The sequence below is a fragment of the Bordetella sp. genome, from assembly GCF_051960075.1.
Lineage (GTDB): Bacteria > Pseudomonadota > Gammaproteobacteria > Burkholderiales > Burkholderiaceae_B > Bordetella.
In genome coordinates this window covers 1-22,412 of the sequence record NZ_JBQCER010000009.1, presented here as the reverse complement: position 1 = coordinate 22,412, position 22,412 = coordinate 1, and the positions used below count along the sequence as shown (strand labels likewise).

At 64.0% G+C, this 22,412-nt stretch carries 20 protein-coding genes and 1 riboswitch; of the genes, 9 read left to right on the top strand and 11 right to left on the bottom strand.

Annotated features, from left to right (window positions below):
* Positions 1 to 60 precede the first annotated feature (60 nt).
* Complete coding sequence (gene gabT, locus ACTHJ1_RS01000) at positions 61 to 1,323, bottom strand: 4-aminobutyrate--2-oxoglutarate transaminase (protein WP_440186502.1); 1,263 nt, start codon at positions 1,321 to 1,323, stop codon at positions 61 to 63.
* Between the two features lie 124 nt (positions 1,324 to 1,447).
* Here gabT and pdxR point away from each other — a divergent pair, with 124 nt between their 5' ends.
* Both pdxR and ACTHJ1_RS00990 read left to right on the top strand, forming a co-directional pair.
* Positions 1,448 to 2,956: a MocR-like pyridoxine biosynthesis transcription factor PdxR gene (pdxR, locus tag ACTHJ1_RS00995; protein WP_440186500.1), complete on the top strand. Its 1,509-nt coding sequence runs from the start codon at positions 1,448 to 1,450 to the stop codon at positions 2,954 to 2,956.
* A 146-nt stretch (positions 2,957 to 3,102) separates the two neighbouring features.
* Complete coding sequence (locus ACTHJ1_RS00990; protein ID WP_440186498.1) at positions 3,103 to 5,184, top strand: putative bifunctional diguanylate cyclase/phosphodiesterase; 2,082 nt, start codon at positions 3,103 to 3,105, stop codon at positions 5,182 to 5,184.
* A 22-nt stretch (positions 5,185 to 5,206) separates the two neighbouring features.
* Here the strand turns inward: ACTHJ1_RS00990 and ACTHJ1_RS00985 are convergent, their stop codons facing one another.
* The 3 genes from ACTHJ1_RS00985 to ACTHJ1_RS00975 are packed head-to-tail and all read right to left on the bottom strand — an operon-like array spanning position 5,207 to position 7,874.
* Positions 5,207 to 6,001, bottom strand: coding sequence for an ABC transporter ATP-binding protein (locus tag ACTHJ1_RS00985; RefSeq protein ID WP_440186496.1), 795 nt, complete (start codon positions 5,999 to 6,001; stop codon positions 5,207 to 5,209).
* A gap of 16 nt (positions 6,002 to 6,017) precedes the next feature.
* A complete protein-coding gene (locus ACTHJ1_RS00980; RefSeq protein ID WP_440186494.1) occupies positions 6,018 to 6,902 on the bottom strand; it encodes an ABC transporter permease in 885 nt (294 codons plus the stop codon).
* Positions 6,903 to 6,905: 3 nt separating this feature from the next.
* Entirely contained in the window at positions 6,906 to 7,874 is a 969-nt protein-coding gene (locus ACTHJ1_RS00975) for an ABC transporter substrate-binding protein (protein ID WP_440186492.1), read from the bottom strand.
* 161 nt (positions 7,875 to 8,035) lie between these two features.
* Here ACTHJ1_RS00975 and ACTHJ1_RS00970 point away from each other — a divergent pair, with 161 nt between their 5' ends.
* Positions 8,036 to 8,572, top strand: a complete 537-nt coding sequence (locus tag ACTHJ1_RS00970) for a hypothetical protein (protein WP_440186490.1) — start codon at positions 8,036 to 8,038, stop codon at positions 8,570 to 8,572.
* Positions 8,573 to 8,578: 6 nt separating this feature from the next.
* Here the strand turns inward: ACTHJ1_RS00970 and ACTHJ1_RS00965 are convergent, their stop codons facing one another.
* From ACTHJ1_RS00965 to speB, 4 genes are all read right to left on the bottom strand, one after another.
* A complete protein-coding gene (locus tag ACTHJ1_RS00965; RefSeq protein ID WP_440186488.1) occupies positions 8,579 to 9,343 on the bottom strand; it encodes a class II aldolase/adducin family protein in 765 nt (254 codons plus the stop codon).
* Between the two features lie 26 nt (positions 9,344 to 9,369).
* Entirely contained in the window at positions 9,370 to 10,899 is a 1,530-nt protein-coding gene (locus tag ACTHJ1_RS00960) for an amino acid ABC transporter permease/ATP-binding protein (RefSeq protein ID WP_440186486.1), read from the bottom strand.
* 47 nt (positions 10,900 to 10,946) lie between these two features.
* Entirely contained in the window at positions 10,947 to 11,747 is an 801-nt protein-coding gene (locus ACTHJ1_RS00955; protein ID WP_440186484.1) for an ABC transporter substrate-binding protein, read from the bottom strand.
* A 125-nt stretch (positions 11,748 to 11,872) separates the two neighbouring features.
* Complete coding sequence (gene speB / locus ACTHJ1_RS00950) at positions 11,873 to 12,823, bottom strand: agmatinase (RefSeq protein ID WP_440186482.1); 951 nt, start codon at positions 12,821 to 12,823, stop codon at positions 11,873 to 11,875.
* Between the two features lie 198 nt (positions 12,824 to 13,021).
* Between speB and ACTHJ1_RS00945 the strand changes: the two genes are divergently transcribed.
* On the top strand, positions 13,022 to 13,945 hold the full coding sequence (locus ACTHJ1_RS00945) for a LysR family transcriptional regulator (protein ID WP_440186480.1): 924 nt from the start codon (positions 13,022 to 13,024) through the stop codon (positions 13,943 to 13,945).
* A gap of 18 nt (positions 13,946 to 13,963) precedes the next feature.
* Here ACTHJ1_RS00945 and gshA read toward each other — a convergent pair whose 3' ends face one another.
* Positions 13,964 to 15,532 carry a glutamate--cysteine ligase gene (gshA, locus tag ACTHJ1_RS00940; protein WP_440186478.1) on the bottom strand — a complete coding sequence of 523 codons (1,569 nt, stop codon included), beginning with the start codon at positions 15,530 to 15,532 and terminating at the stop codon, positions 13,964 to 13,966.
* A 118-nt stretch (positions 15,533 to 15,650) separates the two neighbouring features.
* Positions 15,651 to 15,730, top strand: a riboswitch (SAM riboswitch).
* On the opposite strand from gshA, the gene metX reads away from it, so the two are divergent.
* The 4 genes from metX (at position 15,720) to ACTHJ1_RS00920 (ending at position 20,112) form a co-directional block, all read left to right on the top strand.
* Positions 15,720 to 16,961: a homoserine O-succinyltransferase MetX gene (gene metX / locus ACTHJ1_RS00935; protein WP_440186476.1), complete on the top strand. Its 1,242-nt coding sequence runs from the start codon at positions 15,720 to 15,722 to the stop codon at positions 16,959 to 16,961. (Overlaps the previous riboswitch by 11 nt.)
* On the top strand, positions 16,958 to 17,572 hold the full coding sequence (gene metW, locus ACTHJ1_RS00930) for a methionine biosynthesis protein MetW (protein ID WP_440186474.1): 615 nt from the start codon (positions 16,958 to 16,960) through the stop codon (positions 17,570 to 17,572). The genes metX and metW overlap by 4 nt, the downstream gene beginning before the upstream one ends.
* 19 nt (positions 17,573 to 17,591) lie before the next feature.
* A complete protein-coding gene (locus ACTHJ1_RS00925) occupies positions 17,592 to 18,848 on the top strand; it encodes a muropeptide transporter (RefSeq protein ID WP_440186472.1) in 1,257 nt (418 codons plus the stop codon).
* 214 nt (positions 18,849 to 19,062) lie between these two features.
* Positions 19,063 to 20,112, top strand: coding sequence for a diguanylate cyclase domain-containing protein (locus ACTHJ1_RS00920; RefSeq protein WP_440186470.1), 1,050 nt, complete (start codon positions 19,063 to 19,065; stop codon positions 20,110 to 20,112).
* Positions 20,113 to 20,118: 6 nt separating this feature from the next.
* Here ACTHJ1_RS00920 and ACTHJ1_RS00915 read toward each other — a convergent pair whose 3' ends face one another.
* Entirely contained in the window at positions 20,119 to 20,910 is a 792-nt protein-coding gene (locus ACTHJ1_RS00915; RefSeq protein WP_440186468.1) for an exodeoxyribonuclease III, read from the bottom strand.
* 19 nt (positions 20,911 to 20,929) lie between these two features.
* Positions 20,930 to 21,610 (bottom strand): orotate phosphoribosyltransferase, encoded by a 681-nt coding sequence (gene pyrE / locus ACTHJ1_RS00910; protein ID WP_440186466.1) that lies wholly within the window; start codon positions 21,608 to 21,610, stop codon positions 20,930 to 20,932.
* A 135-nt stretch (positions 21,611 to 21,745) separates the two neighbouring features.
* On the opposite strand from pyrE, the gene ACTHJ1_RS00905 reads away from it, so the two are divergent.
* A partial coding sequence (locus tag ACTHJ1_RS00905; protein ID WP_440186464.1) for an MFS transporter occupies positions 21,746 to 22,412 on the top strand: 667 nt, incomplete at its 3' end.

Genomic DNA, 22,412 nt, shown 5'->3' with positions numbered 1-22,412 from the left:
TTTGGAAAATGCGGCGGGCGGCGCCTCGAGAAAGAGACGCCGCCCACCGGGATCAGGGGTTTACTGGGCCAGCAGTTCCGACAGGATATCCAGGCCGCGGTCGAATTGCGCGTCGGGGATGGTCAGCGGATACAGAAAGCGCAGCACGTTGCCGTACACGCCGCAGGAAAGCAGGAGCAGGCCCTTGGCGGCGGCCTGTTTGATCACGGCGGATGTGGCGGCCGCATCGGGCTTGCCGTCGGCATCGACCAGTTCGCAGGCCGCCATCGAGCCCAGATTGCGCACGTCGAAGATCTTTTTGTTGCCGGCCTGCAGCGGCTTGAGGCGCGCGACCAGCTTGTCGCCGAGCGCGACGGCGCGTGAGCACAGGTTTTCTTCCTTGATCACATCTTGCACCGCCAGCGCGGCGGCGATGGACAGCGGGTTGCCGGCATAGGTGCCGCCCAGGCCGCCGGGCGCAGGAGCATCCATGATTTCGGCTTTTCCGACCACGCCCGACAGGGGAAAGCCGCCCGCCAGGCTCTTGGCCATCGTGATGAGATCGGCCTCGACGCTGTAATGCTCCATGGCGAACATCTTTCCGGTGCGGGCAAAGCCGGTCTGCACTTCGTCCGCGATGAGCACGATGCCGTGTTCGTCGCAGATCTTGCGCAGGGCGACCATCAGTTCGGGCGGGGCGATGTTGAAACCGCCTTCGCCTTGCACGGGCTCCAGGATGATGGCGGCCACGCGCTTGGGATCGATGGAAGACTTGAACAGCAGTTCCAGTGCCTTGAGCGAATCGGCCACGGAAATATTCTGGGTCTTGTTGGGAAAGGGCACGTGGAAGACGTCGGGCACCATGGGGCCGAGCGAGGCCTTGTAAGGCGCGACCTTGCCGGTCAGCGTCACGGTCATGTGAGTGCGGCCGTGGAAGGCGCCGGTGAAGGCGACCACGCCCGAGCGACCGGTATGGGCGCGGGCGATCTTCAGCGCGTTCTCGACGGCCTCGGCGCCGACGGTGAAGAAGGCGGCCTTCTTCAGGCCCGACATCGGCGCCGCGGCGGCCAGCTTCTCGGCCAAGGCGATATAGCTTTCGTAAGGAACGATCTGGAAGGCGGTGTGCGTGAATTTGTCGAGTTGTTCCTGGACCGCGGCGATTACCTTGGGATGGCGGTGGCCGGTGGCCAGCACGGCAATGCCGCCGGCGAAGTCGATGTATTCCTTGCCTTTTTCGTCCCACAGCGTGGCGTTTTCGGCGCGAGCGGCGTAGAAATCGAATTGGACGCCGACGCCGCGAGGCGTGGCCAGTTGGCGGCGGGTGTTGATATCCAGGTTTTGCATGACGACCTCGTGTCGATGGAGCACCGCGGCGCTGCGGGCGTGAAGGGGGATGCGCTGAGTAAAACTTTAATGCCAGGATGGACCCACGGTATAGTTCCAATTCGTCAATATTGATGGAACCAATTTGCGCACCATAACCGGCGATCTGCTGTTGCTGCGGCTAGGCGAGTCCAGCGACGGTCCCATGAACCAGCGCCTGTACCGCTGCCTGCGCGAGGCCATCCTGGATGGTTCCATCGCCGCGGATACCCGGCTGCCCGCTTCGCGGGATCTGGCGGCCGAGTTGGGCATCGCCCGCAATACCGTGGTACACGTCTACGCCCAGTTGCAGGCCGAGGGCTATACGCGCAGCCGGCAGGGCAGCGGCACCTACGTGGCCGATACCCTGCCCGACGATTACTTGGCCAGCGGTCGGCGCGCACGGCAGGTTGGCGCCCGGCCCGCCGGTCCGTCGCTGTCAGTGCGGGGCGCGCGCATTGTCGATGGCGCTTCGGCTTCGCCCTTCCAATGGGGCGCTTTCATGCCGGGCGTGCCCGACGTGACCGAGTTTCCTCACAGGAAATTCAGCCGCATTGTTTCGTCTATATGGCGCAGGCCGCCCGCCCAATTGCTTACCTACGCTTATGGCGGGGGGCTGCCGGCTCTGCGCGAGGCGCTGGCCCAGCACCTGGCGCTCACGCGTTCGATCGACTGCGACCCCGAGCAGATCCTGCTGACCGAAGGGGTGCATCAAGGCATAGACCTGATCTCCCGCATGCTTTGCGAGGCGGGCGAGGTGGCCTGGATCGAGAATCCTGGCTACTGGGGAGCGCGATCCGTTCTGCAGGCTAACGGCATACGCGCCGTACCGCGCGCCGTCGACGAGGAGGGCCTGCATCTGCCCTCCGAGCCGGTGCAGGCGCCGCCGCGTCTGGTCTTCGTGACGCCCTCGCATCAATATCCCCTGGGAGCCGTGATGTCGCTGGCTCGGCGCCGGCGGCTTCTGGCGTTGGCACGGCAATGGGGCAGCTGGATCATCGAAGACGACTACGACAGCGAATTCCGATTCACCGGACGCCCCATTCCATGCCTGCAAGGCCTGGAGTCGGACGCGCCGGTGATTTATCTGGGCACTTTCAGCAAAACGATGTACCCCGGCCTGCGCCTGGCTTATCTGGTGCTGCCCAAACGGCTGGTCAAGGCCTTCCAGGCCGCACACGCCGAGCTGTATCGCGAGGGTCACCTCATGACGCATGCGGCCGTGGCGGCCTTCATCTCCGAAGGGCATTATGCGGCGCACGTGCGCCGCATGCGCATGCTTTATGGGCGCCGCCGCGCGATGCTGGTCAATTTGATCGAGCGCCGCTTGGGGGTGGATTGGCTGCATCGCGACTCCAGCGATGCGGGCCTGCATTTGGTGCTGGACTTGCCCGACGAGATACCCGACGAGGCGGTGGTGCAGGCCGCACATGCCCGCGGCGTGCTGACGCGACCGCTGTCGCGCTACTACGATGCAGCGCCGCAAGGCGGCGAGCCGCCGAGGCAAGGGCTGCTGTTGGGTTATGCCTGCGTGCCGGAGGCCGACATTGCCCGCAAGTTCGAGGTATTGCTCGACAGCCTGGCGTACGTGGCCAGGCAGCGCAAGAGGCCGTAAGACTTGCCGCGAAATTCGGCCTAGGTTTTGCTGCGGCGGGAGAACGCGAGATTCCGTGGGATTTTGTTGGTATACGCATACTCGCCGTTGTGATCCGCCGCCGATAGGCGTAGCGTTGATGATCCCTGAATCTCGCACGGGATGCTATGACTCAAAGCGGCCAACCCTTGTTCCAATACCTGGTGAACGAAGCCGATACCTTGTTGCAGAGCCTGTGCAGCAATGCGCTGGTGGGGGTATATGTCGTGCAGGACGGGCGCTTCGTCTTTGTCAATGAAAGGTTGGCGAGCCTGTTCGGCTACACCGCGGCCGAGCTGTGCGCGGGCATGACGTCGCAAGCCTTGACCGCCGAGTTCGATCGAGAGCGCGTCGCGGGAGAAATCGCCCGGCGCATGAGCGGGGAAAAGCAGGCCTGCGCGTATGAATTCCAAGGCCTGCGGCGCGACGGTTCGCTTTTCGATGTGGAAGTGTTCAGCGTGACGGTGAGCTATCGCAACACGCCGGCCACCATCGGTTTGCTGCAGGACATCTCCGAGCGCCGCCGGGCCGAGCGAGAGTCGGCCAATCAGCTGCAATTCATTACCCGGCTGTTGGACACGATACCCAATCCGGTGTTCTACAAGGACGTGCAGGGGCGCTACCTGGGATGCAATCGCGCGTTCGAAGAGTTCGTCGGCTTGCCGCGCGATCAGATCGTGGGCCGCTCGACGGAAGACCTGTCTCCCCCCGACCTCGCAAAAATATACGTCGCGGCCGACCAGGCGCTGTTCGCTGGACGCGGCACGCAGACCTACGAAGCATCGGTTGCGTACGGCAAACAGGCCAACCGGCGCGACGTGGTGTTCTACAAAGCCACCTTCGACAAGGCCGACGGCACGCTGGGCGGGCTGGTGGGGGTGATCCTCGACATCAGCGAGCGCAAGCAGATGGAGCAGGTTCGGCACGACGCCTACTACGATGCCTTGACCGGCCTGCCCAATCTGCGGCTGCTGCGCGAAAGACTGACCGAAGAATTGCTGCGGGCCAAGCGCCAGGAGGAGTTGCTGGCGCTGCTGTTCATCGATCTGGATGGCTTCAAAGAAGTGAACGATACCCTGGGCCACCATGTCGGCGACGAGCTGCTGAGGCAGGCGGCGCGGCGCATCAGCTCGGCGCTGCGCGCCAGCGACACCGTGGCGCGCCTGGGCGGCGACGAGTTCGCGGTGCTTCTGCCTCAGATGACCGAATCTTCCGCGGCCGGTGTGGTGGCCGAGAAGATACTGCGGCTGCTGTCCGAACCGTACGAACTCGAGGGCAAGCTGGTCTATGTGACCGGCAGCCTCGGCATCGCCGTCTATCCGCAGGACGGAACCGACAGCACCTTGCTCAGCTATGCCGACCAGGCCATGTACGCGGCCAAGGCGCAGGGCAAGAATGCGTTCTGCTATTTCACCCCGTCCATGCAAGTGCTGGCGCGTCTGCGGCTCGATCTGGGCAACGATTTGCGGCAGGCAGTTCAGGAAAAGCAGTTCGAGGTGCACTACCAGCCCATCGTCGACCTCGCCACGGGCAAGGTCACGCGGGCAGAGGCGCTGCTGCGTTGGCCGCATCCGGCGCGCGGGATGGTGCCGCCCGACGAGTTCATCACCACCGCCGAAGAAATCGGGCTCATCGGCGCGATCGGCGACGAGGTGTTCTCCCAGGCCCTGGACTTGGCGGTCTGGTGGCGCAAGCGACAGGCCGGCGCCAAGATCTGCATCAATGTTTCGCCGCGCCAATTCATCAGCGGCAGCTGTCGAGCCTGGCTGCAAACTCTGCAGCAGGCCTCGCTGCAGGCCGATCTGCTGTCCGTCGAAATCGTCGAAAGACTGCTTCTGGACGAGAGGCCTGTCGTGACGGAAACCCTGCAAGAGTTTCGCAACGCCGGCATGACGGTGAGCATCGACGACTTCGGCACCGGTTATTCCGCCTTGTCGTACCTGCAGAAATTCGATCTCGACGAGCTGAAAATAGACCGCTCTTTCATTCATGCGCTGGTGTCGAGCCACAGTGATCAGACTATCGTCGAGGCCATTATCGCGATGGCGCACAAGCTGGGGCTGAAGGTGGTGGCCGAAGGCGTGGAAACGCAGGAGCAGTGCGATTTCTTGCGCGCGGCCGGTTGCGACTACGCGCAGGGCTATCTGTTCGCGCGGCCGATGCCGCGCGAAGAATTCGTCGCGTGGCTCGCACAAGCCGATGCGCCGTAGCGGGTCGGCCAGGCGCCGCGCTTCAGCTCAGCAACAGTGCGTCGTCGTCGAGGGTCTCGCCGCGCACTTTCTCGAACATGTGCAGCAGATCGGTCACGTCCATGCTGGCGCGTTCGTCGCCCGAGACGTCCAGCACGACCTGCCCCTGATGCAGCATGACGGTGCGCGTGCCTACGTCCAGCGCCTGACGCATGCTGTGCGTGACCATCATCGTGGTGAGCTTGCCTTCTTCGACGATGCGCGCGGTGAGCTTGAGCACGAAGTCGGCCGTGCGCGGATCGAGCGCCGCGGTGTGTTCGTCCAGCAGCAGAATGCGCGAGGGCTGCAGCGCCGACATCAGCAGGCTCACCGCCTGGCGCTGGCCGCCCGAGAGCAGACCGATGCGATCGGTCAGTCGGTTCTCCAGGCCCAGGCCCAGCATGGCCAGGCGTTCGCGATAGAGTTCGCGACCGGCGTTCTTCACGGCCTTGGACAGACCGCGGGACCTGCCGCGGTTGTGCGCCAGCGCCATGTTCTCTTCGATGGAGAGGTCTTCGCAGGTGCCGGCCATCGGATCCTGGAACACCCGGGCCACGCGCGCCGAGCGCTCCCACACGGGCTTGCCCGTCACGTCTTGGCCGTCGATGAGGATGGTGCCGCCATCGACCTGCAGATCGCCGGAGATGGCGTTCAGCAGGGTGGACTTGCCGGCGCCGTTGGAACCGATGACGGTGACGAACTGGCCCGCGGGAATCTCCAGCGTGGCGCCGCGCAACGCGCGGGTCTCGATCGGCGTGCCGGGGTTGAAGGTGATTTTGAGGTCTTTTGCGCTCAGCATGATCTTTCCTTTAGCCTCACGACTTTCGCGCCAGACGGCGCTTGATCTGCGGAATGATCAGCGCAACCGTCACCAGCACGGCGGTGACCAGGTTCAGATCCTGCGCCTGCAGACCGATGAAGTTGCTGTCCAGCGCCAGCGCGATGAAGAGGCGATAGAGGATGGCGCCGAATATCACGGCTAGCGTGGACATGGTGAGACGGCGCGAGGGCAGAATGTTTTCGCCCACGATCACGGCCGCCAGGCCGATCACGATGGTGCCTATGCCCATGGAGACGTCCGAGCCGCCTTGACTCTGCACGAAGAGCGCACCGGCCAGTCCCACCAGCCCGTTGGAAATCGCCATGCCCAGGAGAATCATGCGGCCGGTGTTCACGCCTTGCGATCTCGCCATGCGGGCATTGGTGCCGGTGGCGCGGATGGCCAGGCCTTTCTCGGTGAGGAAGAACCAGTCCATGATCAGCTTGGCCGCAATCACCACCCCCAGCAGCATCAGCGGCCGGAACATGTAGTCCGTCATCGCCGCCGGCTGAAGCTGCGTGAACAGCGTGGGCGTGTTGATGAGCGGCACGTTCGGCCCGCCCATGATGCGCAGATTCACCGAATACAGCGCAATCATGACCAGGATGCTGGCCAGCAGGTCCATGATCTTGAGCTTGACGTTGAGCCAGCCGGTGACCAGGCCCGTGAACGCGCCGACCAGCGTGGCCGCGATAGTCGAGACCAGAGGGCTGTGGCCGCCGGCGATCAGGACGGCGCAGACCGCCCCGCCGGTGGCGAAGCTGCCGTCCACGGTGAGGTCGGGAAAGCGCAGCAGGCGAAACGAGATGAATACGCCCAGCGCGACCAGCGAGTAGATCAGCCCGATTTCAAGGGCGCCGAAAAAGGAAAACAGATTCAATTTTTACTCGACGACCTGAGTGGCGGACTTGATCAGGGCATCGGACAGCGTGATGCCTTGCTTCTTGGCGGCGCCTGGGTTGACGAAGAGCCGCATCCTGGTCGACACCTCGGGCTTGATGTCGCCCGGCTTCTCGCCCTTGAGGATGCGCGCCACCATATGGCCGGTCTGTTCGCCCAGATCGTGATAATTGATGCCCAGCGCCGCAACGGCGCCGCGCTTGACCGAATCGGTGTCCGAGGCGATCAGCGGAATCTTGGCCTCTTCGCCCACCTTGACCAGCGCTTCGTAGGCCGACACGACGTTGTTGTCGGTGTTGGTGTAGATCACGTCCACCTTGCCGACCAGGCTGCGGGCGGCGCTGCTCACGTCCACCGTGCGGGGGGCCGCGGCGGTCACCAGCGTCATCCCCATCTTGGGCAGCATTTCCTTCAGTTCTTTCACCACGACGGTGGAGTTGGTCTCGCCCGGATCGTAGACCATGCCTATGCGCTTGGCGTTGGGCACCACTTTCTTGAGCAGATCCATCTGCGGCCCGAGCGGCAGCAGATCGGACACGCCGGTCACATTGGTCTTGGAGGCGCCCCAGCCGGGTACCAGTTTGGCGGCAACCGGGTCCGTCACCGCCGAAAACACCACGGGCACGGTCTTGGTGGCGGCCACCACGGCCTGGGCCGACGGCGTGGCAATGGCCACGATCACGCTGGGCTGGTCGCCGATGAACTTGCGCGCGATCTGCGCGGCGATGCCGGGATTGCCCTGGGCATCCTGGTATTCCCACTTCAGATTCTTGCCGACCGTATAACCGTCGGCCTTCAGGCCGTCCTGAATGCCGTCGCGTACGGCGTCCAGAGCGGGGTGGCGCACGATGGCGGTCACGGCGACCAGCTGTTGATTCGCCGCATGCGCGGGAGCGATGGCGGCCGCGGCCAGCACAAGTGCGCCCAAGGGGGCCAAAGTCGATTTTTTCATGCGTATCTCCACATGGCGCAGAAAGGTGAATGGAGCGTGCCGACGGCGGCAGGCGCAAAGTGATGGCAGTCTACACCTGCGAAAGTTTTGGCGCCCCGGCCGCGCGAGCCGGCCCGCATGAGTTAAAACTGCGGCTGTTCCAGCCAGATCGACGAGTACCCATGCAGTCTAGATTTTTGCGCGGGCCGCTGCGGCGTGCTTTGCGCGGCACAGCGATCATCGCCGCGCTGAGCGCGGCCATGCTGTTCGGTTTTCCCGGCCAGACCCGCCATTTCATGCAGAGGCTGTCCGGCCAGGAAACGGAGCCCGATCCTGTCACGGTCTATCCCTACAACTTCACCTCGAAGGGTATCGATTATCTGGTCGGTCCGGGGTTGATAGGTTATTTGCCGCCTGGCGCGGCCGCAGGCAAGCTGGTGCTCAGGCAAGGCTATGTGCCGGCGCTTGCGAACAAGGGCCGCATACCGGTGCGCTGGCGCTATGTGACGGCCGCCAATGCGCCGCGCGATGGTGATGCCTATACCTACGGCGCCACCCTCGACCTGCCCGCCGCGCCTTCCAAGGCTGCCGTGCTGACGCTGCGTTTTTATCCCGATGGCAAGGTCGCAGCCCGCTACACCACGGAGCCCGAGATCGCCGCGGACGGCAACGTCGACCCTGCCCTGGCGGGACCGGGTTGGGCGACGAACAAACCCTGACGCAGGTCAGCTGCGATAGTCGGGTTTGTCGTTCTCGATGAGGCGCAGGCTGGCCTGCCAGAACACGTCGGAGTAGCCGGAGTCCGCGTCGCCGGCGAACTGGTCGGCGGTGCGCCGGCACACGGCTTCACTGGGATAGCGCAGCGCAGTGGCGCCTGCCATGGCCGCCACCTGTGCCTGGCAGGCGCGTTCCAGAAAGTAGATTTCCTGAAAGGCTTCGGACGCCGTGCGGCCGGCGGCCAGCAGGCCATGGTTGCGCAGGATCATGGCGTTGTTGTCCGGCCCGAGGTCGGCAACCAGGCGTTCGCGCTCTTCGAGATCGAGCGCGATGCCTTCGTAGTCGTGATAGCTCAGCCTGTCGTAATACTTCAGGGCATGCTGGCTGATGGGCAACAGCCCGCCTTCCTGGGCGGACACGGCAATGCCGGCGGCCGTATGCGTATGGATGACGAAATTCAACTCGTGGCGCGCGCCATGCACGGCCGAATGGATGATGAAGCCCGCCGTGTTGACGCGCAGTTCCTGCGCACGGCGACCGGTCTCGATGACATCCCCCTGCTTGTCTATCTTCACCAGATCGCTGGCACGCATCTCATGGAACATCACGCCATAACGATTGATGAGGAACTGATCCTGATGGCCGGGCACGCGCGCGGAGATATGCGTGTCGATGATGTCGGTCATGCGAAAGTGCGCGGCCAGGCGATAGAGCGCGGCCAGATCGCAGCGGATCTGCCATTCTTGCTGGGTGACGTTCAAGGGGTTGTTCATGGTTTTGCCTTGCCGGCATGAAGAAGTCAGGCGCAACCTATGAACTGGCGCGCACGGCTCATGCGCGCGTCGCCATCGTTCGCCAGGCGAATTTGCGCCGGCGGCGCGTCGACCTGTATTACGCCGTTTTCCATCATCACGACGCGGCTGGATATCGACATGGCGAAATCCATCTCATGCGTGACGATAAGCATGGTCATGCCTGTCTGGGCCAGATCACGGATCACCTTGAGCACTTCGCCCACCAGTTCCGGGTCCAGCGCCGACGTGGGCTCGTCGAACAGCATGATGTCGGGCGTCATCGCCAAGGCGCGAGCGATGGCTACGCGCTGCTGCTGGCCGCCCGATAATTGATGCGGATACTTTTCGGCATGCATCAGCAGACCTACTTTGTTGAGCAGGTACAGGGCCTGCCTGCGGGTCGTCGCGGGATCGGCGGGGCGGCCATGGTAGCGCGGAGCCAGCATGATGTTCTGCAGCACGTTCAGATGCGGGAACAGGTTGAAACCCTGGAACACCATGCCGATGCGGGCCAGGCCTCGCCGCATTCGATGAGGATCGACGGGTGCGGCGGCGTCGATATAACGCTCGCCGAACAACTTGATCTCGCCGCCATCCATGGTTTCCAGGCCATTGATAGTGCGCAGCAACGTGGTCTTGCCCGATCCCGACGGACCGATGATGCTGATGACCTCGCCGGCGTCGATTCGCAGATCTATGCCCTTGAGGATTTGATGCGCGCCGTAGGACTTCTGCACCGCGACGAACTGCAACGCGGCAGGCGCCTGCGCTCCGGCTGGCAAGGTATTGCCCAGCAGCGGACCGGCAGGCAGATCTGCGCGCAGGGCAGCGCAAGCGGCGTCGTCGAGCGTGCCGGGCTTGCGCAGCAGCACGTCGATGCGGCGCTCGAACCACTGGAACAGCCAGCTGAACACCGTGACGATCAGCACGTAGTACACGGCTACCGCCAGCAGCGTCTCCAGCACCAGGAAGTTCTGCGCGTACAGGCGCTCCCCCGTCATCAGCAACTCGGGCAACGAGATCACCGACACCAGCGAGCTGAGCTTGATGATGGTGACGTACTCGTTGACCAGCGAGGGCAAAGCTACCCGCAGAGCCTGGGGAATCACGATCAGGCGCTGCACGCCGAAAAAACCGATGTTCAGCGCATGGCCGGCTTCGCGTTGACCCTTGGTTACCGCCAACAGGCCGCCGCGATGAATCTCGGCCATGTAAGCGGCCTCGCACAGCACCATGCTGATCAAACCGGCAAGGAAGGGAATGCCCAGCACGACGCGCGTGGCCGGCATGACTTGCGGAAAGTTGTAGACGAACACCAACAGCACCAGGAGCGGCACGCTGCGGAAAAACCAGATGTACGCGCCGGCCATCCGGCTTAGCCAGCGCATCTGCGACAGGCGTGCGCTGGCCAGGCCGAAGCCCAGCACCAGGCCGAGCAGCCAGGAGGCCGTACTCAGGGCGATGACCGTAACGCACGCCTGCCAGAAGGCCGACATGGAGAACAGCGAGAAAAAATAAGACCAATCGAGGTTCATGCGGGACTCTTCGAATTTGCGCTGCCGGGCGCCGTCCGGGTCTTAACTTACTCTACCGGAGCGATGTTGTACTTCTTGAGCAGCTTGCCGTATTCGCCGTTGGCGCGGATGGTTGCCATGGCCTTCTTCAGGGCGTCCATCAGCTGGGTGTTGCCCTTCTTCACATACATGCCCAAGGTCTGCGGATAGACCAGTTCGGGAGAGCTGATGACCAGACGGTCCTTGGTGCGCTCGGCGAACATTCGGGCCGCGCCGGCGATTTCAAGCTGAGCGTCCACGTTGCCGGACAGCAAGGCCTGCGACGCTTCGGGCGCGGAGGGGAATTCGCTGACGGCGATGGCGCCCTTGCCTGCGGGCACGCAGGTCTGGGCCGACAGCGTCTGCAGCGCTTTCACCCAGGTCGTGCCCTGCTCCAGGCCCACCTTCATACCGCACAGGTCCTGCTCGGTCTTGGGCAGCTTGGCGCTGCCCTTGCGCACCAGGATCAGGGCGCCGGTCTTGCCATAGGGCAGGGCGTCGGCCTGGGCCTGGCGCTCGGGCGTCACGTACATACCCGAAATCACCACATCGAAATGTTCCGAACCCAGGCCCAGGATCAGGCCGGTGAACTTCGTGTCGACGAAACTCGCCTTGTCTCCCATGGCCTTGGCCAGGGCCTGCGCCAGCTCGGGGTCGAAACCCACGACCTTGCCTTTGTCCCAGGATTCGAACGGGGGGTAGCTGATCTCCATGCCGACCTGGAGATCGCCGGCCTTCAGCGTGGCCGCGGCATGGGCAGTCATGATGCCGGCGCCGGCCAGGGCCGACGCCGCGAGCAGGCGCTTGAACAGAGAGGACTTCGAGTTCATGGTGGTTCCTTGAGACAAGTGACTGAAAAGTTGAATGACAAAGGCCGGTGCAATCAGGCCGCTTGGGTACCGGCGTTTTTCAAAAACGACTTGCGTAGAGATGGGGCTTCGCGCGTTACGGCGCCTCAGTAATACTTCACGCCCGGAAGGACGCAGAGCATTTCGTAGAGCAGGTTGGCGGCCAACTGCGACGTATTGCCGCTCAGATCGTAGGGAGGAGAGACTTCGACCAGATCGCCGCCGATCAGATTCAGGCCGCGGCAGCCGCGTACGATTTCCAGGCCCTGAATGGAGGTGAGGCCGCCCACTTCGGGCGTGCCCGTGCCTGGCGCCCAGATCGGATCCAGGCCGTCGATATCGAAAGTCAGGTATACGGGCCCGGCCCCCATTTGTTGGCGCACCTCGGCCATCAGCGGCGCCAGCGACTTGTGCCAGCACGCTTCGGCCTGCACCAGGCGGAACCCCTGTTTCACGCCCCAGCGGAAATCTTCGGCGGTATAGCCCTGGGCGCGCTGGCCGATCTGCACGACGCGCTTGAGGTCGAGCAAACCTTCCTCGACGGCTCGGCGAAATGTCGTGCCGTGCGCGATCTTCTCGCCGAACATTTCGTCGTTGGTGTCGGTGTGCGCGTCGACGTGAATCAGCCCCACCGGGCCATGCTTTTTCACCAGGGCGCGCAGGATGGGCAGCGTGATGGTGTGGTCCCCGCCCAACGTCAGCGGTACCAGCGGATGGGCGCACAGGCGGGTGTAGTGCGCTTCGATGATGTCGACCGATTTGAGCAGGTTATACGTGTTGATGGCCACGTCGCCGATGTCGGCCACCGAGAGCGATTCGAAAGGCGCCGCGCCGGTTGCCATATTGAATGGGCGGATCATCACCGACTCGTTGCGGATATGGCGCGGACCGTAGCGTGTGCCGGCCCGTTGCGACGTGCCGATGTCCAGCGGCACGCCGATGAAAGCGGCGTCCAGACCTTCCGGGTTTTCGACGAAAGGCAGCCGCATCATCGTGCCGCGGCCTGCGAAACGCGGCATTTCATTGCCGCCCTGAGGTTGATGGAAAATTTTCTGCATGATGCGGGACTCCTGCGCGCGGGCCCTGACGCAACGGGCCATGTAAATGTGACCCCATAGTGCGACGTCGCTACGCCCGGGAAAATAGGGCTTTCATAAAAAATCAGTTCAGTGTTTACTGAACTATCCATTTCTCCCCGCGGAATTCGTGGCCGCGCTGCTTATGTCCTAGGGAAAGTCCCAGGCCTGTTCCTTCCTATGAAAGCACCCGGCAAGCATCTGAATCTGCGGCTACTGGAAGTATTTACGACCGTCGTGCGCTACCAGGGCTATGCCCGGGCCCAGCATGAACTCAATCTGACGGTCTCGGCCATCAGCAACTACATGAACGAACTGGAGGGTCGTCTTGGCTATGTGCTGTGCCAGCGGGGCCGTTCGGGTTTCGCGCTTACGCCCAAAGGCGAGCAATTTCTCCAGCACAGCCTGCGGCTGCTGTCCGAGATCGCGCAATTCGAGCGTGAATCCGGCGCCTTGAAAGGCGATATGGGCGGCAATTTCCGCCTGGGCGTACTCGATGCCACCGCCAACGATCCTGACCTGGCCTTGCCCGAGCTCATCGGCCGCTTCAACGAGCAGTTTCCGGCGGTACACCTGAACCTGCTGATTCGCAGTCCGCACGATCTGCTCATGGGCATCCAGGACAATCGCCTGGACCTGGCCGTCGGCGCCTTTCCCTTTCGCGTGAGCAACGTGATCGAACTGGCGCTCTATCACGAGCAGCACTGGCTGTACTGCAGCGACCAGCATCCGCTCTTCGGCGAAGGCAAGCTCGATCTGCTGCAGGTCACGCAGCACGGCTTCGTCACGCGCAGCTACTGGAGTCCGACCGACCTCGGCGCAAAAGGCTTCAAGCACAGCACGGCCACCGTCGACAATATGGAGGCCCAGCTCATGCTGATTCTTTCAGGCAAATATGTGGGCTATCTGCCCGAGCACTATGCCCATCCCTGGCTCGAAGCGGGACGGCTGCGGGTGATCATGCCCAACGAATTCGGCTATCAGGCGCCGTTTTCGGCCATCTTTCGCCGCGGGCGCAGCCAGGAGCCTTTCATCCGCACCATGCGCGATATGCTGAAAATGAAAATGCTTGCGCGCAAGCGCCAGCGCGAAACGCAAAGATAAGGCTGCCCGGGTCGGCGATTACCCTAGAGATGGGCGCTTGAGCGCCGCGTGATACTTGGCCACATAGGTATCGAAGTCCACCTCGTCCGACGCCTCGATCGCAGCTTGGTCGGCTATCGATTTGCGCGCCATATCGGCATAGAACGCAGCGCGATCGGCAGGCAGTGCCTGCGCACGCAACGCTGCGGCATGTTCGCCGCTTTGCCGCAGCGTGTAATCGTGAAAGCTCAAGCGCGACTCGCGCACCTCGCGCAGCAGACGCGCCGAGGGGGTGAGCTCGGCGTCGGCAAGCTTGGCGCGCTGCGCGGCCAGCGACTCGGCGTAAGCATGGCCGCCCTGGGTCTGGTCGTAGAGCGCCGCATAGGGCGCGATGCGGTCCAGCAGCTCCTCGCCCCACTGCCGCAGGCCGATGGGAGAGCAGTCGCGATCGAGCATCAGCCCGGGCTCGCGCCCGCGCTTGACCACGGTGGCGAAATTGTCGGCGCTGCGCTGGCAGCGACCGTCCTCGGGGAAGGGCGGGCTGTCGGCCGCGGCGCAGAACAGCAGGAAGGCATCGAGGAACCGGGCCGTCTCGGCTGCGATGCCGGTGGGCGTCCAGGGGTCGATGTCCATGCAGCGCGCTTCCACGTATTGCACTCCGCGCTCGGCCAGCGCGGTGATGGGGCGCTCGCAGCGCCCGGTGGTGCGCTTGGGGCGGATGATCGAGTAGTACTCGTTCTCGATCTGCAGCACATTGGTGTTCAGCTGTATCCACTGTCCGTTGCGATGCGTGCCGATGGCCTCGTAGGCCGGCCAGGGCTGCGTAACCGCGGCGTATTGGCGGGCCAGGAAGGTTTCCAGATCGTTGTAGTGCAGCTTTAGCTGCGCCTGCGCGTTGTTCTGATAGCCTAGGTCGCTCATGCGCAGGCTGGTGGCATGCGGCAGATAGAGCGTGTCCGCGTCCAGCGTCTGCAGACTGTGATCGCGGCCGTGCAGAAAGTCGCGCGACAGCGCAGGCGTGGCGCCGAACAGATACATCAGCAGCCAGGCATAGCGCGTGAAATTGCGGATCAGGCCGATATAGCCGCGATTGCGGTGCGCGCGCGCGTCGTCGTCGGTGGGGTCCAGCGCCAGCCACAGCGCCTCGGGCAGCGAATAGTTGTAGTGCACGCCGGCGATGCACTGCATGGTCTTGCCGTAGCGCTCGGCCAGGCCGCGGCGGTACACGTGCTTGAGCATGCCCGTGTTGGACTTGCCGTACCACGCGATGGGGATGTCGGCTTCGCCCGGCAGTGCGGCGGGCATGGACTGGTTCCAGATCAGTTCCTCGCCGAGCGCGCCCTGCACGAAGCGATGGGTTTCGGCAAGCTCGCCGATCAGCGTCTCGACGCGCGTGTGCGTGCCGGTGATAAGTTCGAGCAGGGATTCCGAATAGTCGGTGGTGACGTGTTCGTTGGTCAGCGCCGAACCCAGCGCCGCGGGGTGCGGCGTCAGGGCGAGCGCGCCCCGGTTGTCGACGCGCAGGCCTTCTTTCTCGATGCCGCGCAGGGTCTGGTCGAGCAGGCGGGCGTGGGCGGCCAGGCGGGCGTAGCGTTGGGAATCAGTCACGGGTTCTTCTTGTATCCAGGCGGAACGGCCCACGATTTTAGGGGGTATGGGCGGCTATCTGTAAGTTACCGCAGTTGTGGGCAGGGGTATCGATTCGGGTCCCTGGTGCTAGAATCCTTGCCTGAACTGCGCCGATTTGCCTGATCCGCTTGCGGGCGCTTGTATAAATCCAGCTAAAGAGGTCCGTATGACCCTCACTGCCCCTGACGAGGCAGGTGCGCCTGATCAATGCGCGCCGTCCGCCTCATCCTCTGTCCCGATTCCGCCCGGATCCGGCGGTTCCGTCGGCATCGTATCCCCGACCTTCCTGTCTTTCGACGAGCCCTTGTCCCTGGCGAGCGGCCAGCAGCTGAACGCCTACGAGCTCGCCGTGGAGACCTACGGCACGCTCAACGCCGAACGCAGCAACGCGGTGCTGATCTGCCACGCCCTCAATGCTTCGCACCATGTCGCCGGCATCGCGGCCGACGACGGTTCGCAAGGGTGGTGGGACAACATGGTCGGGCCGGGCAAGCCGGTCGACACCAACCGTTTCTTCGTCATCGGCATCAACAATCTGGGCTCGTGCTTCGGTTCGACCGGGCCGGCCAGCATCAATCCGGCCACCGGCAGACCCTGGGGCGCGGCCTTTCCCGTGCTGACCGTCGAAGATTGGGTGCGGGCCCAGGCCCGCGTGGCCGACCACTTCGGCATCGAACGCTTCGCGGCAGTCATGGGCGGATCGCTGGGCGGCATGCAGGCGCTGTCCTGGGCCATCACCTGTCCGGAGCGGGTGGCGCATTGCGTGGTCATCGCCAGCACGCCGCGCCTGTCGGCACAGAACATCGGCTTCAACGAAGTGGCGCGGCGCGCCATCATCACCGATCCGGATTTCAACGGAGGCGACTACTACGCGCACGATACGGTGCCGGGCCGCGGCCTGTCGGTGGCGCGCATGATCGGCCACATCACTTATCTGTCGGACGACGACATGGCCGAGAAATTCGGCCGTGCGCAACGCGAGCCCGCGGCGGACGGCGACTACCGCTACGGCTACGACGTCGAGTTCGAGGTCGAATCCTATCTGCGCTACCAGGGCGAAAAGTTCTCGCGCTATTTCGACGCCAACACATATCTGCTGATCACGCGCGCGCTGGATTATTTCGACCCGGCGCGCAATACGGGGGGCGACTTGGCCCGCGCGCTGGCGCCGGCCAAGGCGGATTTCCTGCTGACGTCTTTTTCGACCGACTGGCGCTTTCCGCCCGAGCGCTCGCGCGAGATCGTCCGCGCGCTGCTCAAGAACGGCAGTCCGGTCACCTACGCCGAGATCGACGCGCCGCACGGCCACGACGCCTTCCTGCTGGACGATCCGCGTTACTTTGCCGTGGTGCGCGGCTATTACGAACGCATCGCGCGCGCGCTCAATCTGCCCGAGGTGGTTGCATGATTGCGGTATCAGCAAATTCCGGCGTCGCCGCACTGCGTCCCGACCTGGCGCGCATCGCGCAGTGGATCGAACCGGGCAGCCGGGTGCTGGACCTGGGCTGCGGCGATGGGGCGCTTCTGGCGTGGCTGCGCGATAACCGCCAGGTGCGCGGCGCCGGCGTTGAGATCGACGATCAGTGCGTCATCACGTGTGTGCAGCGCGGGGTCGAGGTCATTCAGCAGAATATGGAAGGCGGACTTGCCCTTTTCGGCGACAAGCAGTTCGAGACCGTGGTGCTGTCGCAGACGCTGCAGTCCATGCATCACACCACGCACATTCTGCGCGAGATGATGCGGGTGGCGCGCCAGGGCATCGTGTCTTTTCCCAATTTCGGCTACTGGCCGCACGGCTGGTCCATTTTGCGCGGTCGCATGCCGGTGACGGGGCAGATGCCCTACCAGTGGTACAACACGCCCAACATTCATCTGTGCACGCTGCGCGATTTCGAGGACCTGGCCGCGCAGGTGGGCTTGCGCATTCTAGAACGCGCCACGTTCAACGGAGAGCGCGAGGTGCGCATGCTGCCGCAATGGCGCAGCACATTGGCCATGTACCGGTTCGCCTCGGACTGACTTTGCAAAGGAAGCGCCCATGACGGATGCGAGCACCACGAGATCGGCGGGCAACGTCTATTTCAGCCGTCGCGTGGCGCCGCAGCTGGCCCTGGGTTTCGCCAGTGGCCTGCCGCTGGCCTTGACCGGCGGCACGCTGCAGGCCTGGGCCACGGTTTCGAATGTCTCGTTGCAGAGCATCGGCTTTCTCACCCTGGTGGGCACGGCCTACACGCTCAAGTTCCTGTGGTCGCCGCTGATCGACCGCTATGCGCCGCCCTGGCTGGGCCGGCGCCGCGGCTGGATGCTGCTGATGCAGTTGTTGCTGGCCCTGGCCATCATGGGCATGGGTTTGCTCTCGCCGGGCTCGGCGCTGCCCGAGCTGGCCATGCTGGCCGTGGTCGTGGCCGTGCTGTCGGCCACGCAGGATATTGCCTTCGACGCCTACAGCACCGACGTGCTGCATAGCGAAGAGCGGGGCGCCGGCGCGGCCGTCAAGGTGCTGGGCTACCGTATTGCCATGATCGTTTCGGGCGGACTGGCCCTGGTTCTGGCCGACAGCTGGCTGGGTTGGAGGCATACGTATGTGCTCATGGGTGCGCTCATGCTGGTCTGCATGGCCGCCACGCTATGGGCGCCGGAGCCCGACGCGCCGGCCGCCGCGCCCGGCAATCTGGGGCAGGCCCTGGTTGAACCGTTCCGCGAGTTTTTCGGCCGGCGCGGCGCAATCGGGCTGCTGATGCTCATCGTTCTTTACAAGCTAGGCGATGCGTTCGCCGGCGCACTGTCCACGACTTTTCTCATCCGAGCGGCCGGCTACACCGCCACCCAGGTCGGCACGGTCAACAAGGTGCTTGGCCTGGCCGCGACCATCGTGGGGGCGCTGGCGGGCGGGTCCATCATGGCGCGCTGGGGCCTGTACCGTTCGCTCATGGCGTTCGGCCTGCTGCAGGCGGTATCCAACCTGGGCTATTGGCTGATCTCGGTCAGCCCCAGCCATCTCTGGCTGATGGCCGCGGGCGTGGGCGTCGAAAACCTGTGTGGCGGCCTGGGCACGGCGGCTTTTGTCGGTCTGCTGATGGCCCTGTGCCGGCATGAATACTCCGCAACACAGTTCGCGCTGCTGTCGGCGCTGTCGGCCGTGGGCCGCATCTACCTGGCTGGACCGCTCACGCCCACGCTGGTCGACCACATGGGCTGGCCTGGCTTCTTTCTGTTTACCGTGGTCATCAGCGTGCCCGGCCTGCTCATGCTGTACGCCTACCGCGCGCGGATCGCGGCGCTGGAGAAAATGTAATCAAAAGCAATAAGGCAGGAAATTGACATTTTAAAGTGTCAATTTCGCGGCAGTTAACCGGTGTGAACCGGGCTCTTGGCCGGAGATATGCAAAAAATCAGGGTCTTCACTGATCTGTTTGATAGGGGAATCGCACTAGCATTGCTGCGCTCAAATCAAAACAACAGCGCGGATGATTCCCATGGTCAGGCCCCCCCGAGCGCACCAATACAAAATGATCGCCGGGATCGTTGGCTTGGTCGTGCTGTGCGGGCTGATCTGGCCCGGCAGCGCACGCGCGCTGCTCTTGGCCCTCGGCGCTGCGGCCATCGCCTGCTTGCTGGGCTATGACCGCATCGAGGCGCGGCGCCAATCGGATCATGCCGTCAGCATTTTCGACCGCATTTTCGAACACTCCCGCAACGGCGTTGCCGTACTCGACGCGCAAGGCCTCGTGCAGCGGATCAACCCCGCCTACGTGCGCATGACCGGATACACCGAAGCCGAGCTGCTGGGCACCCGGCTGCGCGACCTGAACTCCGGCCGGCAGGCGCCTGAGTTTTACGAAGAGATCTGGAAAGCCCTGCAAGAACACGGGCACTGGGAAGGCAAGATCTGGAACCGCCGCAAAGACGGCTCGCTGTACCTGGAATCGGTCGCACTCAAGGGTCTGGATCCCTTGGCATCGGGCGCCTACGAAAACTATATGGTGCTGGCTTCCGATGCCACGGAAAGCCATATGGATCGCGAATACCTCGGCTATCTGGCCCTGCACGACGCACTGACCGGTCTGCCCAACCGTCTGCAGTTCTCCGATCGCATCGAGCAGGCGATGGCCCGCGCGCGCCGCGCGTCGACATCGCTGGCGGTGCTGTTCATCGATCTGGACGGTTTCAAGCAGGTCAACGATACCTACGGCCATGCCGGCGGCGATGCCGTGCTCAAGGTCGTGGCGGCCAGGATCAAGCACGACCTGCGCGATACCGATACGGTTGCCCGTCTGTCCGGCGACGAGTTCACCGTCATCCTCGAGGGCCTGGATCATCCCGAATCCAACGCCTATGTCGGGCAAATCGCCGAGATGCTGCTGACTTCGCTGTCCCAGCCCATCGAGGTCGACGGCCATTGCGTCGCCGTCAGCGCCAGCATAGGCGTGAGTCTTTCGCCTGGCGTAATGAGCCCCGAAGCGCTGCTCGATCGCGCCGACCAGGCCATGTACCGCGCCAAGGCGCTGGGGAAAAACCAGGTGTGTTTCTACGCGGGCCGGGCCGAAGCCGCCGCGTGACTACAACTACAGCGTAAAGTCGTAGTCGACCGTCAGCGGCGCGTGGTCGCTGAATTTCTCGTCTTTGTAGACGTTGGTGGCCCGGGCGCAGGCCGCGACGCGCTCGGTGGCCAGGTGGTAGTCGATGCGCCACCCCACGTTTTTGGCATAGGCCTGGCCGCGGTTGCTCCACCACGTATAACACGCGTCGGTGGTGTCGGGATGCAGGGCGCGGTAAACGTCGGCCAGCTCGCCCTCGTCCAGCAGGCGAGTCATCCAGGCGCGCTCTTCGGGCAGAAAGCCGCTGTTTTTCAGGTTGCCTTTCCAGTTCTTCAGATCGGCTTCCTTGTGCGCGATATTGACGTCGCCCACCAGGATGAACTGCCGCTCGGCCTTCAGACGCATAAGGTGCGGATAGATGTAGTCGAGAAAGCGGTATTTGGCCTGCTGGCGCTCTTCGCCGCTGGAACCGCTGGGAAAATAGCAACTGACGACGCTGAACTTGCGCTCGGGCGTGTCGAAGCGCAATTCCACCCAGCGGCCTTCGGCGTCGAATTCCGGGTTGCCGATGCCGCGCACGACCTCGCTGGGTTCGTGACGCGAGTACAAGCCCACGCCGGAATAGCCCTTTTTCTCGGCGTAATGAAAGTAGCCGGCCATTTTCTCGTGGCGGTCGAAGACGCCGGTGACCTGGTCATGCTGGGCCTTGACTTCCTGTACGCCGACGACGTCGGCGTTTTGCCGGCCCATCCAGTCGAAGAAACCTTTGGAGGCGGCCGAACGGATGCCGTTCAGATTGGCGGAGATGACGCGGAACATGGGCTCTTTCCTGGGGAGATCAGACGCCGTACTTGGCGCGGTAGGCCGCGACGGCCTCTTTGTGTTCGGCAAAGCCCGCGTCGTCTTCGAGCAGCCCCATGATGTCGCGCAGGCTGGCGATGCTGACCACGGGCATGCCGTAGGTGTTGGCGACTTCCTGCACGGCGGAATGGGGCGAGAGGGCGTTGTCCGGGCCGGCGCGCTCCATGCGATCCAGTGCGATCAGCACGGCGGCAGGGGTGGCCTTGGACAGCTGGATCATGTGCACGGACTCGCGCACCGACGTGCCCGCCGAGATGACGTCGTCGATGATGATGACGCGGCCCTTGAGCGGCGCGCCGACCAGGGAGCCGCCCTCGCCATGATCTTTGGCTTCTTTGCGGTTGAAGGCGAAGGGCACGTCGTGGCCGCGCGCGGCCCGTGCCAGGGCCAGGGCGGTGACCAGGGGAATGCCCTTGTAGGCCGGGCCGTAGAGCATGTCGAACTGCACGCCCGACGTCAGCAGGGCTTGTGCATAGAAGTCGGCCAGCGTGGCGACCGCCGCGCCGGTGTTGAACAGGCCGGCGTTGAAGAAGTAGGGGCTCAGGCGGCCGGCTTTGGTGGTGAATGCGCCGAATTTGAGAACGCCCAGTTCGGCGGCGAACCGGACGAAGTCGGCGCGGAATGTATTGATGTCGTCGGAGGCGGGAATTTGATGCACGGCGGTTACAGTACGGATGCGGCGGGTGGAACCCGGCGCCGCGTTCAGGGGGCGGCGTCATTGTAAAGCCCAGCACCAGCCGCGCCGTTAAGTGTAAACAACAGGTCTCGGTTCAAACAACGACAAGGGGAATCCATGCATTACGCCCGTAAAGCCGTGCTCGCGTCCGTCGTCGGATACGCGCTCGACGGTTTCGATCTGCTCATCCTGGGGTTCATCCTCGGGCCGATCTCCAAGGATCTCGGCCTCTCTCCCATTCAGGCCGGTTCGATCGTGACCTGGACCCTCGTCGGCGCGGTGGCCGGCGGCGTGCTGTTCGGCTGGCTGGCCGACAAGTTCGGCCGTGTGCGGGTGCTGAACTGGACCATCCTGCTGTTCGCCGTCTTCACCGGCCTGTGTGCGCTGGCCCGCGGCTACGAAGACCTGCTGATCTATCGCACCATCGCCGGCCTGGGTCTGGGCGGCGAGTTCGGCATCGGCATGGCGCTGGCCGCCGAAGCGTCCCGCCCCGAGCACCGCGCCCGCATGGCGTGCTACGTGGGCCTGGGCTGGCAAGCCGGCGTGCTGGCCGCCGCGCTGCTCGCACCCATACTGTTGCCGCACATAGGCTGGCGCGGCATTTTCCTGGTGGGCATACTGCCGGCCGTGGCGGCGTTCTTCATCCGATCCTTCATCGGCGAACCCGAGATTTTTCTGGAGCAGAAGCGGGGGGGGGGGGCCCCCCCCCGCCCCCGCCCCGCCCCGCCGCGCCGCGCCCCCCGGGGCCGCCCCCCCCCCCCCCCCCCCCCCCCCCGCCGGGGGG

Coding starts and splice junctions, on each gene's coding strand:
- gabT (WP_440186502.1), bottom strand. CDS start 1,323: ATGCAAAACCTGGATATCAACACCCGCCGCCAACTGGCCACGCCTCGC.
- ACTHJ1_RS00990 (WP_440186498.1), top strand. CDS start 3,103: ATGACTCAAAGCGGCCAACCCTTGTTCCAATACCTGGTGAACGAAGCC.
- ACTHJ1_RS00985 (WP_440186496.1), bottom strand. CDS start 6,001: ATGCTGAGCGCAAAAGACCTCAAAATCACCTTCAACCCCGGCACGCCG.
- ACTHJ1_RS00975 (WP_440186492.1), bottom strand. CDS start 7,874: ATGAAAAAATCGACTTTGGCCCCCTTGGGCGCACTTGTGCTGGCCGCG.
- ACTHJ1_RS00970 (WP_440186490.1), top strand. CDS start 8,036: ATGCAGTCTAGATTTTTGCGCGGGCCGCTGCGGCGTGCTTTGCGCGGC.
- ACTHJ1_RS00965 (WP_440186488.1), bottom strand. CDS start 9,343: ATGAACAACCCCTTGAACGTCACCCAGCAAGAATGGCAGATCCGCTGC.
- ACTHJ1_RS00960 (WP_440186486.1), bottom strand. CDS start 10,899: ATGAACCTCGATTGGTCTTATTTTTTCTCGCTGTTCTCCATGTCGGCC.
- ACTHJ1_RS00955 (WP_440186484.1), bottom strand. CDS start 11,747: ATGAACTCGAAGTCCTCTCTGTTCAAGCGCCTGCTCGCGGCGTCGGCC.
- speB (WP_440186482.1), bottom strand. CDS start 12,823: ATGCAGAAAATTTTCCATCAACCTCAGGGCGGCAATGAAATGCCGCGT.
- ACTHJ1_RS00945 (WP_440186480.1), top strand. CDS start 13,022: ATGAAAGCACCCGGCAAGCATCTGAATCTGCGGCTACTGGAAGTATTT.
- metX (WP_440186476.1), top strand. CDS start 15,720: ATGACCCTCACTGCCCCTGACGAGGCAGGTGCGCCTGATCAATGCGCG.
- metW (WP_440186474.1), top strand. CDS start 16,958: ATGATTGCGGTATCAGCAAATTCCGGCGTCGCCGCACTGCGTCCCGAC.
- ACTHJ1_RS00925 (WP_440186472.1), top strand. CDS start 17,592: ATGACGGATGCGAGCACCACGAGATCGGCGGGCAACGTCTATTTCAGC.
- ACTHJ1_RS00920 (WP_440186470.1), top strand. CDS start 19,063: ATGATCGCCGGGATCGTTGGCTTGGTCGTGCTGTGCGGGCTGATCTGG.
- ACTHJ1_RS00915 (WP_440186468.1), bottom strand. CDS start 20,910: ATGTTCCGCGTCATCTCCGCCAATCTGAACGGCATCCGTTCGGCCGCC.